Raw genomic sequence first — 11,720 nt, 5'->3', positions numbered from 1 at the left:
CCCTCCGCTGGGTGCCCGGGTTAGCGTCGAGGAACGAGGTTCCGCGCTCTCCAGCCCGGACAGATGAGTTGGCCGAACAGACCCGGAGCCGCAATCACGGAGGTTTCCCCGTGTTCTTCCACAAGCAGGAATTGCAGTTCAAGTCCACACCCGACAAGCCCGATGCCGTGTACGCCAGAAAGCTGCAGGAGGTTCTCGGCGGGCAATACGGTGAGATTACCGTAGCCATGCAGTACAGCTTTCAGGCATGGAATACCCATATACCCGGCAAGTACCGCGACCTGCTTTTCGGAATCGGTTCCGAAGAGTTTGGCCACGTTGAGATGCTGGCGACCATGATCGCCCAACTGCTTGAGAAAGCACCCCTGGGCATCACCGACGAGGCCGTCCAGTCCGATCCGGCGATTGCCGCCGTGGTGGGTGGTACTGACATGCAGCAGGCGATTGTTGCCGGCGCGGGTGCCCGTCCGGTTGACAGCATGGGCAACCCCTGGTCCGGCAGCTACATCACGGCGAGCGGCAACCTGCTGGCCGACTTCACCGCCAACGCCAACGCCGAAATGCAGGGCAGGCTCCAGGTGGCTCGGCTCTACCATATGACCGATGATCACGGCATCCGGGACATGCTCTCCTTCCTCCTCGCGCGTGACACCATGCACCAGAACCAGTGGATCGCAGCGGCTCGCGAATTGCAGGAAGAAGGGTCGGAAAGCCTTCCTGTGCCGAGCAACTTCCCGCTCAACAAAGAGGAGCGAAGCGTGTCCTACCAATTCCAGAATTTCTCCGATGGGAAGGCCGCCGCGGAAGGTGCGTGGGCGTCCGGTCCCACCCCGGACGGGCATGGCGAATTCACCTACCACGAGGGCCCGACGACGTCGGCGCCCATGCCGCCTCCCACTCATCCCGATTCGCGGTTCTACGGGACAACTGAGCTGCCGAACACCATGGAGAAGATGGCCGGAAGCATGCAGGACAAGCTGCACAAGGAGTAGGCCCACATTCCCGGCGAACGGCCCGCTGCGCCCCATTGCGGCGGGCTGTTCGGTGCCCGCTCGGCCCCGGTGCCCGCTCCGCTCAACTAGACAGTAGGCTTAGCATCAGGTTGTTGATGGGGACGACGGCGTCGGCCCACCTGGGTAGAGAGGGTTTGCCATGAGGAGTCCTGAACCACGCGGGGTTGCGAGCACGGCGTTGCTGGAGTTGCTTCCGCAGGAGCCACACGCCGAGGGCATTGAAACGTTGCAGAACGCGGTGGGCAACGGGCTTGGCGGCTCCTCCGGAATACTGGCGGATGATGACCTTCAGCTCACCCTTTTCTGCCTCTACGAGCTGCATTACGGTGGCATCGATGGAGCGCACCCCGACTGGGAATGGGAGCCCGGCCCCCTTGCAGTTCGCCGGGAGATCGAGCGGGACTTCGAATCGGCCCTGCGCGCCGCCGTCGACCTCCCCTCGCTGGAACCGCGCGATTCCGATGGCGTGGCAGCCGTTCTCTTCGAACTCGCCGCGGCTGATACCGGGCCAAGCGTGTCCCGGTTCGTCGCGAAGAAGGCAACCCTGGAGCAGGCGCAGGAGTTCCTGATCCACAAATCGGTCTACCAGCTCAAGGAAGGAGACCCCCACACCTGGGCCATCCCGCGGCTGAACGGGCGGGCCAAGGCGGCAATGGTGGAAATACAGGCCGATGAATACGGCGGCGGGCGGCCGGACCGGATGCATTCAGCGCTCTTCGCACGCACCATGCGCGGGGTGGGACTCGATGACACCTACGGTCACTACGTTGACGCCGTACCTGCCCTGACCCTTGCCTCATCCAACATGATGTCGCTGTTCGGCCTGCACCGACGGCTGCGCGGCGCCATCGTGGGACACCTCGCAGCGTATGAGATGACCTCGTCCCAGCCCAACCGCCTCTACGGAAACGGTTTCCGGAGGCTCGGATTCGACGAGGACGTTACCTGGTACTTCGACGAGCATGTCGAGGCCGACGCCGTCCATGAGCAGATCGCAGGACGGGACCTCGCCGGCGGACTGGTGGAGGCCGAGCCGGAACTGCTCGAGGATGTCTACTTCGGAGCAACGGCTGCCCTCGCGCTCGACGGCATGCTCGGTGAGCACATCATCGCCACCTGGGAGAAAGGTGAGTCGTCCCTCCGGATAACCGCGCCCGCTCGGACATGACACCGCCCGCAGCGACCTACATCCTGCCGCTGCGGTGGACGGAGGACTGCGGACTGGCCGCGCTCGCCGTGTACCTCGGCAAGGTTGCGCAGCAGGCCGAGGTGCTCGTGGTGGATGGGTCGCCGGATGAACTGTTTGCCCGGCATGCCTCGGCCCTCCCGCCCACGGTTCGCCATCTCCGCCCGCGGTTCACCTGCCGCAACGGCAAAGTGGCCGGAGTGCTGACCGGACTGGCAGAGGCGTCCTGCGAACGGATCATCATTGCCGATGACGACGTCCGCTACGATCCGCCTGCATTCCGCCGGATGATGGAGCTGCTTGACGAAGCCGACGTCGTCCGCCCCCAGAATTACTTCCTCACCCTTCCGTGGCATGCCCGCTGGGATACCGGCCGAACGCTGCTCAACCGCGTGCTGGGCTCAGATTTCCCGGGCACCGTGGGCGTGCGCCGCTCCACCCTGAGAGCTACCGGAGGCTATGACGGCGACGTCCTGTTCGAAAACCTCGAACTCCTGCGCACCGTGCGCGCGGCGGGCGGGAAGCAAATCCGCGCGGATGACCTCTTCGTCGGAAGGATCCCGCCTGCCGCCGGCCACTTCCGCCGCCAACGGATCCGGCAGGCCTACGACGACTTCGCCCAACCCCCGCGGCTCCTCCTGGAGCTGTCCCTGCTTCCCGCGCTGATCCTGCTGGTGCACCGCTACGGTGCGATTGCCTTCCCGGCGGTTGCCGCCGTCGTCGTTGGTTTGGCAGAAACAGGACGACGACGGCGGGGCGGCAGGCTGGTTTTCAACGCGTCGGCTGCGCTGTGGGCGCCGGCGTGGCTGGCAGAGCGCATGCTGACCGTCTGGGTGGCCCTGTTTCTGCGGCTGACCGGCGGCGTTCCCTATGCCGGATCGAAGCTGCCAAAGGCGGGAAATTCCGTCGGCGCTCTCCGGCGCAGGCACGCCGAAGCGAGGTTTCATCGCCACAGCCCGCCCTTGTAGGGTCCTGCGGGCTTCGATACGGTCAGAGAGGACCCACCGAGAAGAGCGCTGGTGCCTTCCGGCGACCGGTACGCCCAGCAATCTTTACTGAAGAACTGGAGGCGAGTGCATGAGCAAGAAGGACCGCATCGCTGAACCATGGGGAACGCGGACCCCCTACGCGTCGGGTGAGCCGTGGCCTGTTCGGGTGGATATGCACCTGGAGGAGGGGCTCCAGGCAGGGGATGTTGATCGGTGGGTACAGACCGCATCCATTCTCCACTCCAACGGTGATGCGCTGGACATCGCCGTGAAGGATGACCGAATCGCCGGAGTCCGCGGGAGGGCTGATGACCGCGTCAACCATGGACGCCTCGGGCCCAAGGACCTGTATGGCTGGCAGGCCAACTCGTCTCCGGACCGGCTGACCAAGCCGCTCATCCGCAAGCGCGGAAAGCTTGTCGAGACGGACTGGGACACCGCGATGGACAGGATCGTGGGGAAGACCCGGGACCTGCTCGATGAGCAGGGCGCCAGTGCAATCGGCTTCTACACCACAGGCCAGCTGTTCGCTGAGGAGTACTACACCCTCGGCATCGTTGCGCACGGCGGACTCGGCACCAACCACGTGGACGGCAATACCCGACTGTGCACCGCCACCGCGGCCGCAGCGCTGAAGGAATCGTTCGCATGTGATGGCCAGCCCGGTTCCTACACGGACATCGATCACGCTGATGTGATTGCACTCTACGGTCACAACATGGCTGAAACGCAGACGGTTCTCTGGACCCGGGTTCTTGACCGCCTTGCCGGCCCCAACCCGCCGCAGATCATCTGCGTGGATCCACGCCTGACCCCGGTTGCCAAGGCCGCAACGGTGCACCTCGCTCCACGCCCGGGGACCAACGTGGCCCTCATGAACGGGCTGCTCCACGAGATCATCGCCAACGGCTGGATTGACTCCGATTACATCCAGGCCCACGCCGTCGGCTTCAGCGAACTCGAGAAGCGGGTCAAGGAGTACCCGCCGGAGGTGGTGGAACACATCTGCGATGTACCGGCTGACCGGATCCGGGAAGCGGCGGGCATCATCGGGCGGGCTGAGCGGCTGTTGTCCACTGTGCTTCAGGGCTTCTATCAGTCCAACCAGGCCACGGCGGCAGCCGTCCAGGTCAACAACATCAATATCATCCGGGGAATGCTGGGCAAGCCCGGCTGCGGGATCCTGCAGATGAACGGCCAGCCCACCGCACAGAACACCCGCGAATGCGGCGGCGACGGTGATCTCCCGGCCTTCCGTAACTGGTCCAACGACGCCCACGTGGAAGATCTCGCCAAGGTCTGGAACGTGGATCCCATGGAGATTCCGCATTACTCGCCGCCCACGCACGTCATGCAGATGATGCGGTACGTCGAGGACGGATCCATCCGCATGCTATGGGTCAGCGGCACCAATCCGGCCGTTTCGCTGCCGGAACTGCAGCGGGTGCGTTCCATATTGACGCAGGACCGCCTGTTCCTGGTGGTTCAGGACATCTTCCTGTCCGAGACCGCGCAACTGGCCGACGTCGTCCTTCCTGCTGCGACCTGGGGAGAAAAGACCGGAACCTTCACCAATGTGGATCGGACCGTGCATATTTCCGAGAAGGCCGTCGATCCGCCCGGGGATGCCAAGTCCGATCTCGACATCTTCCTCGAGTACGCCCGGCGGCTGGACCTCCGGGATAAGGACGGCCAACCGCTGGTCACCTGGCATGATCCGGAGTCCGCCTTCGAGGCCTGGAAGGAATGCACGCGGGGCCGTCCGTGCGACTACACCGGCATAACCTATGAAAAGCTCCGCGGAGGCTCCGGAATCCAGTGGCCGTGCAATGAGGAAAACCCGGAAGGTTCCGAACGTATCTATGCCGACGGCAAATTCTGGAGTTCGCCGGAGTACTGCGAAAGCTACGGGCGAGACCTCGTGACCGGTGCCCCGCTCGAACCGGACGAGTACAAGGCCATGAACCCTGAGGGCAAGGCAATCATCAAGGCGGCTGAATATATGCCGCCACACGAGATTCCAAGCGGGAAGTACCCGTTCCAGCTCATCACCGGGCGAACCCTCTACCACTTCCATACCCGGACCAAGACGGCGCGGGCACCGCAGCTTCAGGCCGCCGCTCCCGAGGTGTGGGTGGAGATGTCGGACCACGATGCCAAGGCGTTCGGCATCGCAGAGGGAGACCTGACCCGGGTGTCCACTCCCCGCGGATCGGTTGAGGCGAAGGTGAGGATCAGCGGCATCCGCGACGGCGTGCTCTTCCTGCCCTTCCATTACGGTTACTGGGACACCGACGGCGGCCACAAACCGGACAAGGCCGGCAGGGCTGCAAACGAGCTGACTATCACTGACTGGGATCCGGCGTCGAAACAGCCGATCTTCAAAACGGCGGCAGCAAGCATACGGAAGCTCAAATCCGGCAAGGGGCCTTCCGCAGCGCCGACGACGACGGCGTCCGCTCCCATCCGCCCGATCGGTCGGGAAACAAAGGGCTCGCATAACGCCGAGGTTCAGGAGACGCTGAACGGCGCTGGGACGGAAGGGCAACGATGAAAATCGGCCTGGTGCTTCACGAGCTGCATCGCTCGGAGAATGACCTTGCACTCGAACTGCTGCAGGTCTCCGAGCGGAACAAGGTGGATCACGAGATCTACCATCTGGGCAGGGACCTCGCGAGGTGGTCACAGGACCACGTCCGGGAGATCGCGGAGATCGGCAAGCAGTACGGTCAAAACCTCGATCCCGAGCCACGCCATGAGTTCAACCTGGCTGAGAAGGTCCGCGAGGCGGGAAGCGATATTCTCGGGCGGCGGAGCGCTCCGGCATTACTGATGCTGCGGGACCTGCGGGAGATCTACATGAAAGCATCCGGCGTATCAGTGGACTGGGAGATGCTGGCCCAGGCGGCGCAGGGGATCAAGCACACGGATCTCCTCGATGTGACGAAGCGGTGCCATCCCCAGACCCTGCGGCAGATGCGCTGGGCCAATGCCATGTTGAAGGTGAACTCAACACAGGCGCTGATCAGCTAACCCTCGGGAAGTTTTGTGCAGCTCCGGCGACTTCCCATCTCTGGGAGTCACCGGAGCTGCACAAAACTTCCGATGGGGCTACCGGTTGTCGATGGCGTCGTAGTCCGTGCGGTCGATCTTGCGGTGATACCGCATACCGGCCAGTCCGCCCAATACCGCACCGGCCAGCGCTGCAAGCAGCGCGACGACGACGGCGATGATGCCGGCAGTGGTCAGCGCGCCCTCATTCAGGGGCAGGCGGGGGAAGCTGTTCAGATTCGCCAGGACGTCGAACTGCGATCCGAAAATGAGGCCGAGGATGGCAACGAGGATGGCAATGATGATCGCCCACAGCCAGACCGCAATACCCTGCTTGGCACCGTTGAACCGGGACATGCGCCCTGCAACATATCCGCCGGCGAAGTAGGAAAGAAGGAGGATGACAAGGAGGATGATGGCGCTGGTGATTCCGGCAGTCTGGGCACTCTCAGACGCCTGGTTGGTCGCTTCATTCAGGCTGGTGTTGGTCGAAAGGCCGAACGCTGCGCCCGCGGCCGCCACCAGCGCGGTGAGAATGACTGCCATGCCGGTGGCAGTCAGCCAGCCGAAGAAGGCGGCGCCGAACTTCATGCCGCCGAACGTCTCTTTCTCGCGCTGATGAAGCGCATCCCGCTCCGCTCCGACGGGAACCGGCGTGACGTCGCGGTCGCGGTCATAGTCCCGGTTGTCGTCAGGATCGAGGTCTCTCCCACGGCGGTCGCGGTCGTTGCGGTCGCTGGTGTGTGACACCGGGACGGCCGCTGTGTGGCTGGAGCGGTCATCGCGCTGGGAGCGGTCGTCAATGCCGTCGTTGTTACGGTCAACGTTGATCGCACGTGTTTCGGCGTCTGATGTGCGTGCGTCACGACGCCGGGAATCCCCAGCGTCCGGAGTGGAGGACTCATCCGCATGCCTGGGGCGGTAGTCCCGATCGTCGTTCCCTGTTCCTGGTGTACTCATGGTGCCTCCTGATGTCAGGGCCCTAAGGCGACTTCATAAGCAACCTTAGTATTCCGGCGTTGTGCATACAAGGGCGCCGCTCCGTGCGGTGGCATGCTTGAGGGCATGGACTGGGAAATTCTTGTCACCGTGATCTGTGGCTTGGCCATCGCCGTGGGAGTGGCGGGCGTGGTCATTCCCATCCTGCCCGGCAGCATCCTCATCATCGGTTCGCTGCTGGTGTGGGCATTCACCGTGACGAGCGGTCCGGGTTGGACTGCCCTCGCCGTGGGTGGGATATGCGCCCTGGCCGGGCTCCTGGCGGGAACCATACTGACCGGTCGGAAGCTACGTCAACGGAAGATTCCGGGGCGGTCCATCACCGTAGGCCTGGTTCTGGGCGTAGTGGGTATGTTCGTGATCCCGGTGGTGGGACTGATCGTCGGGTTCATTGCCGGCCTGCTGCTGAGTGAAGCCGCACGCCTGCGCGATTTCGGGGCGGCGGTGTCCTCCAGTGGTGAGGCGTTGAAGGCTCTAGGCCTTGGGATTGTGGTGGAACTTCTGCTTGCCTGCGCGGCGGGCAGCGCATGGATCATTGCCGTATGGGCACACTTCGCCATGCGCTGACCCGCCCCGGATACCTTCTACCGCCGGTAGCCGCGGTTCTTCCCACGCGTGTTCTTGGCGTTGGTTCGGCCCTGCTGGCGCTTACCGAGCAGTTTCGATGCAATGACCGGTGCGAGCATCCAAAGGATTTTCTTCAGCATGTTGTTCCGCCTTTCGTGGAATGAACCTCCATAGTAAGCACACTGATCAATTCTGCGCAGGTTCGAAGGTGACGAATTCCCTGAGGGCTTCGAGTTGCGCAAGCCTGCACTCGGGCTTGAGGTACATCATGTGCCCAGCCTCGTGATAGTGGTGGGAGATCCTCGAGCGCGCATGCTCATTGAGTGACATATGGGCGAAGACGTACTCGGCGGCGAAGTGCGGCGTGGCGCCGTCCTGGTACCCATAATCCACGTGAACCCGCAGCGCCGGATTGTGAACCATGAGCCGCTCGAGCACATCACTCACGTCAACCGGCGCACCTTCGAAGGTCCGGTAGCTCCAGGGCTGAACCCGTGCGGTGAGGATCTCGTAGGGCAGGTCATTCTCATACCCGAGTTCGGCGCGCACGTAGTGGTTGATCGCGGCGGCGAAGGGGCCGGTGATGGCGCGCATGCTCGGATCATCCGTTGAGCTGGAGGACTGTGGGTTGGCCGGCGGGGCGGTGAATCGCCCATCGATCCGCCCTACCGCAAGGTCTTCCGCCCGGAGGAGCTCAGCCGCGAATTCGTGGTAAGCCCAGCGCAGGTTCGTGCGCCGGATGAAGTCTCCATCGAGGGTGGTGAGGGCGCTCAGGCGGGTGACGACGTCGTCGTACTCGGTCTGGGTGAGCCGGGCGCCCTGACTGAGGGCATAGCCGAAGTCGCGCGAGGCGAACTCCTCGGCCTCGCGAACGACGTCGGTGAGCTCCCTGCCGGGGTGGCGGCCGTGATAGTGGGCGATCGCCGCGTAGGTGGGCAGGTGGAGTGCGTACGGGGTGTCGCTGCCCGGGAAGAAACGGAGTGTGGACATGTTGAGCACTGTCGAAATGAGGCCGAGGCCGTTGACCGCCATGCCATAGGCATCGAACAGGCGGCCGGCCACGGCGACCGCCCGGAGGGTGCCGTAGGACTCGCCCACGAGGTACTTGGGCGAAAGCCACCGGTTGTTGCGGGTGGTCCAGAGGCGGATGACCTCCGCCACGAGGTCGCGGTCCTCAACAAAGGCATGGAACTCGTCCGTCTTCTCGCCCTCGATCACACGCGAGAAGCCGGTGCTCACCGGGTCGATCAGGACGAGGTCGCTGTGTTCCAGGAGGGTTTCGGGATTGTCCATAAGGCCGAAAGGCGGCGGAGTCATTGCACCGGCGTCGCCGGAGTTCACGAGCCGTGGTCCGAGCAGCCCCAGGTGCAGCCAGACCGATGAGGAACCTGGACCGCCGTTGAAAGCGAAAGTGACAGGCCGCTCCGGCGTGCTGTTGTCCCTGGTGTACGCGACGACGAAGATCTCCGCCTTTGGCTTGAAGCCCTCCGATTTGCCGTCTTTGGTTTCTTCACGCCGCAGGACCAGCCGGCCGGTGGTCGTTGTGTACTCAAGACCCGAGGCGGCGGTGTGCTGCCGTGTCACGAAGTCGTCGCTGACTTCCTTGACGGCGTCGGGCTCCGTCTTTTCGACGGTGGTGCTTTCAGTTGCGAAGTCTTCTTCCATCCCATGAGCCTATCGGTGGTTATGAGAGGCAACTACCCCTGTGTGGAAGTTTGCCTGGCCGGCTCGACGTCTGCGCTCCATGGTTGGCTCTGTTCCGGACGGGCGAAGAAAAGAGCGGCGATCAAGCCGATGACGACGACGGTTCCAGGCAGGAGCAGCGACTCACCCATGGCTGCCGCGTACCCGGCAGACTGCCCCGGCGTGCCTGCGGCCCCGTTGGCTGCCAGACGTGCCTGCATGATGGCCGCGATACCAGCGCTTCCGATCACGGCTCCCACCTGACGTGTGGTGTTGTAGACGCCGGACCCGGCTCCGGCGAGCGACGGCGCGAGGTTGCGTGTAGCGGTCAGTGAGACCGGAGCCCAGATGCCGGCGCTTGCCAGACCGATCAGCGCGAGCGGCAGCAACAGCAGCCAGATGGGAGTGGTCGGCGTGAGCAGCGACGCCAGCCAGAACAGTGCAACGGCCATACCGGTGAAACCGAAAATCGCCATGTATTTGGGATTGCCGCGCTGGACGAGCTTCCCGACGAAGGGAGCCAGCACACCGGAGATAATCGCCATGGGGGCCAGCAGCATCGCAGCCTGTGTGGGCGAGAGGTTACGAACGTTCTGGGCGTAGAGCATGAGCGGCAGGCTCATCGTCGTGATGGTGAAGCCCATCGCTGAGATGGCGGTATTGGCCAGCGAGAAGTTGCGGTCGCGGAAGAGCTTCAGCGGAACCAGGGGTTCCTTTCGGTTATAGCGCTGCCACACCAGAAAGGCGCCGAAGAGCACGGCGCCGGTGATGATGAGGGACCAGACCGAAATGGGCCCGGCGATAGGACCCCAATCGTAGGTCTGGCCCTCCTGAAGGCCGAACACCAGGCAGAACATTCCGGCGGCGCTGAGAACCACGCCGAGGAGGTCGAAGGAGTGGTTTGTGGTGGTCAGTTCCGGAACCAGGCGGTAGGCAAGGAAGAACCCGACGACGCCGACGGGCAGGTTGACGAAGAAGATCCACTCCCAGCCGAGTGTGTCAACGAGTACGCCGCCCAGGATGGGGCCGGCCAGCGTGGCGATGCCCGCAACGGAGCCCCACAGGCCCATGGCCGACCCGCGTCTGTCCGGCGGGAAGATGCGGGTGATGACGGACATTGTCTGGGGCGTCATCAGCGCCGCGCCCAATCCCTGAAAAACGCGGGCGAGGATGAGCAACTCGATGGTTCCGGCGAAGCCGCACATTGCGCTGGACGCAGTGAAGACGGCCAGGCCGGCAAGATAGATTCGGCGCGGTCCAAACCTGTCACCCAGCCTGCCCGTGATCAGCAGCGGCACGGCATAGGCAAGGAGATATGCGCTGGTGACCCAGATGGCGCTGTCTATGTCCGCCTGCAAGCCCTCCATGATGGCGGGCGTGGCAACGGAGACGATGGTGGAGTCGACGAGGATCATGAAGAACCCGATGACGAGCGACCATAACGCCGGCCAGGCCCGGATTTCCGGAGCGGAGGAATGCATGGTTCGAGGGTACAACCGGGCACTGACATTTGGTTCCGGGCCCGGGTGCTGGGGTATCTTGGTTGCTTTGGGGCTTTAGCTCAGTTGGTAGAGCGTTTCGTTCGCAATGAAAAGGTCAGGGGTTCGATTCCCCTAAGCTCCACTCTTTCCGTCACAGCAGGTCGCGCGTGCACCGGCCTGACAGGAATAAAATCATCCATGGGTCCATCGACTACGAATCCCTTAGTCCGGACCCTGATGAAAAGAGGCGGAGATGTCGGACACAGATCTTTGGACGACGGAACGAATGCTCACCACCGCTGCCCGCCTGACCGAGAACGCCTGGAACGAGCGCCTTCTCGCGATCGGGATTACGCACGCCGCCTTCGTCACACTGCGTTCAGTCGAGGCGAACGGCCCGTTGTCCCAGGTTGAGTTGGCGGAGCACCTGCACGTCACCGCCCAGACCGTCGGCCGAACACTGGTCCGCCTCGAACAGCAGGGCCTGGTGTACCGCCAGGGCAGCGAGACCGACCGCCGGACCTTCGTCGTGAGTCTCACTCAATCCGGCAGATCACTGCTTTCCGAGGCGGAGCGTCACGAGCGGGAATTTGCGCTCGACCTCCAGCGTGCATCTCCTGAGCTGCGTCGGCTGTTGATGAAGGTCATCGAGGATCTGCTCCCGGCCCGTTCCCGCCGAAACGGCGTGCATCAAGCGGGCCAGAATGGCTGAATGAGGACAACAAACCGCTGGCGCCGTACGGAATCCGTA

At 63.5% G+C, this 11,720-nt stretch carries 11 protein-coding genes and 1 tRNA gene; 8 read left to right on the top strand and 4 right to left on the bottom strand.

Translation table 11 applies throughout. From position 1 onward, the window contains the following. The first annotated feature begins 110 nt into the window (after positions 1 to 110). The 5 genes from JOD47_RS05935 to JOD47_RS05915 all read left to right on the top strand — a co-directional run bounded on the left by JOD47_RS05935 (position 111) and on the right by JOD47_RS05915 (position 6,221). Positions 111 to 992, top strand: a complete 882-nt coding sequence (locus JOD47_RS05935) for a manganese catalase (RefSeq protein WP_204532865.1) — start codon at positions 111 to 113, stop codon at positions 990 to 992. A 160-nt stretch (positions 993 to 1,152) separates the two neighbouring features. Next, complete coding sequence (locus JOD47_RS05930) at positions 1,153 to 2,181, top strand: iron-containing redox enzyme family protein (RefSeq protein ID WP_204532864.1); 1,029 nt, start codon at positions 1,153 to 1,155, stop codon at positions 2,179 to 2,181. After that, entirely contained in the window at positions 2,178 to 3,167 is a 990-nt protein-coding gene (locus JOD47_RS05925; RefSeq protein ID WP_204532863.1) for a glycosyltransferase family 2 protein, read from the top strand. Before JOD47_RS05930 ends, JOD47_RS05925 begins: the two co-directional genes overlap by 4 nt. Before the next feature lie 109 nt (positions 3,168 to 3,276). Beyond that, positions 3,277 to 5,742: a molybdopterin oxidoreductase family protein gene (locus JOD47_RS05920; protein ID WP_204532862.1), complete on the top strand. Its 2,466-nt coding sequence runs from the start codon at positions 3,277 to 3,279 to the stop codon at positions 5,740 to 5,742. Then, positions 5,739 to 6,221: a hypothetical protein gene (locus tag JOD47_RS05915; protein ID WP_204532861.1), complete on the top strand. Its 483-nt coding sequence runs from the start codon at positions 5,739 to 5,741 to the stop codon at positions 6,219 to 6,221. Before JOD47_RS05920 ends, JOD47_RS05915 begins: the two co-directional genes overlap by 4 nt. Positions 6,222 to 6,299: 78 nt before the next feature. Here the strand turns inward: JOD47_RS05915 and JOD47_RS05910 are convergent, their stop codons facing one another. Beyond that, the gene (locus JOD47_RS05910; protein WP_204532859.1) at positions 6,300 to 7,199 is read right to left on the bottom strand and encodes a hypothetical protein; all 900 of its coding nucleotides are present in this window, start codon (positions 7,197 to 7,199) and stop codon (positions 6,300 to 6,302) included. Positions 7,200 to 7,304: 105 nt separating this feature from the next. Here JOD47_RS05910 and JOD47_RS05905 point away from each other — a divergent pair, with 105 nt between their 5' ends. Beyond that, positions 7,305 to 7,805 (top strand): DUF456 domain-containing protein, encoded by a 501-nt coding sequence (locus JOD47_RS05905; RefSeq protein WP_204532857.1) that lies wholly within the window; start codon positions 7,305 to 7,307, stop codon positions 7,803 to 7,805. Positions 7,806 to 7,822: 17 nt separating this feature from the next. Here the strand turns inward: JOD47_RS05905 and JOD47_RS17650 are convergent, their stop codons facing one another. From JOD47_RS17650 to JOD47_RS05895, 3 genes are read right to left on the bottom strand one after another with little or no spacing between them, the layout of a single operon-like run. Next, positions 7,823 to 7,945: a hypothetical protein gene (locus JOD47_RS17650; RefSeq protein WP_275577875.1), complete on the bottom strand. Its 123-nt coding sequence runs from the start codon at positions 7,943 to 7,945 to the stop codon at positions 7,823 to 7,825. A gap of 46 nt (positions 7,946 to 7,991) precedes the next feature. Then, positions 7,992 to 9,470, bottom strand: a complete 1,479-nt coding sequence (locus JOD47_RS05900) for a S10 family peptidase (RefSeq protein ID WP_204532855.1) — start codon at positions 9,468 to 9,470, stop codon at positions 7,992 to 7,994. Positions 9,471 to 9,502: 32 nt separating this feature from the next. Beyond that, entirely contained in the window at positions 9,503 to 10,969 is a 1,467-nt protein-coding gene (locus JOD47_RS05895; protein ID WP_204532853.1) for a DHA2 family efflux MFS transporter permease subunit, read from the bottom strand. A 69-nt stretch (positions 10,970 to 11,038) separates the two neighbouring features. On the opposite strand from JOD47_RS05895, the gene JOD47_RS05890 reads away from it, so the two are divergent. Further along, positions 11,039 to 11,111: transfer RNA gene (locus JOD47_RS05890), tRNA-Ala, on the top strand. 111 nt (positions 11,112 to 11,222) lie between these two features. Then, positions 11,223 to 11,681: a MarR family winged helix-turn-helix transcriptional regulator gene (locus tag JOD47_RS05885; RefSeq protein ID WP_204532851.1), complete on the top strand. Its 459-nt coding sequence runs from the start codon at positions 11,223 to 11,225 to the stop codon at positions 11,679 to 11,681. Positions 11,682 to 11,720 lie beyond the last annotated feature (39 nt).

The organism is Arthrobacter tumbae (assembly GCF_016907495.1).
Taxonomy (GTDB): domain Bacteria; phylum Actinomycetota; class Actinomycetes; order Actinomycetales; family Micrococcaceae; genus Arthrobacter_D; species Arthrobacter_D tumbae.
The sequence above is the reverse complement of the archived record's forward strand: the minus strand, read 5'-3'. Positions and strand labels throughout refer to the sequence as shown.

Excerpts from the sequence above, each read along its gene's own strand:
- JOD47_RS05930 (WP_204532864.1), top strand. The coding sequence starts at position 1,153 with ATGAGGAGTCCTGAACCACGCGGGGTTGCGAGCACGGCGTTGCTGGAG.
- JOD47_RS05925 (WP_204532863.1), top strand. The coding sequence starts at position 2,178 with ATGACACCGCCCGCAGCGACCTACATCCTGCCGCTGCGGTGGACGGAG.
- JOD47_RS05920 (WP_204532862.1), top strand. The coding sequence starts at position 3,277 with ATGAGCAAGAAGGACCGCATCGCTGAACCATGGGGAACGCGGACCCCC.
- JOD47_RS05915 (WP_204532861.1), top strand. The coding sequence starts at position 5,739 with ATGAAAATCGGCCTGGTGCTTCACGAGCTGCATCGCTCGGAGAATGAC.
- JOD47_RS05910 (WP_204532859.1), bottom strand. The coding sequence starts at position 7,199 with ATGAGTACACCAGGAACAGGGAACGACGATCGGGACTACCGCCCCAGG.
- JOD47_RS05905 (WP_204532857.1), top strand. The coding sequence starts at position 7,305 with ATGGACTGGGAAATTCTTGTCACCGTGATCTGTGGCTTGGCCATCGCC.
- JOD47_RS17650 (WP_275577875.1), bottom strand. The coding sequence starts at position 7,945 with ATGCTGAAGAAAATCCTTTGGATGCTCGCACCGGTCATTGCATCGAAA.
- JOD47_RS05900 (WP_204532855.1), bottom strand. The coding sequence starts at position 9,470 with ATGGAAGAAGACTTCGCAACTGAAAGCACCACCGTCGAAAAGACGGAG.
- JOD47_RS05895 (WP_204532853.1), bottom strand. The coding sequence starts at position 10,969 with ATGCATTCCTCCGCTCCGGAAATCCGGGCCTGGCCGGCGTTATGGTCG.
- JOD47_RS05885 (WP_204532851.1), top strand. The coding sequence starts at position 11,223 with ATGTCGGACACAGATCTTTGGACGACGGAACGAATGCTCACCACCGCT.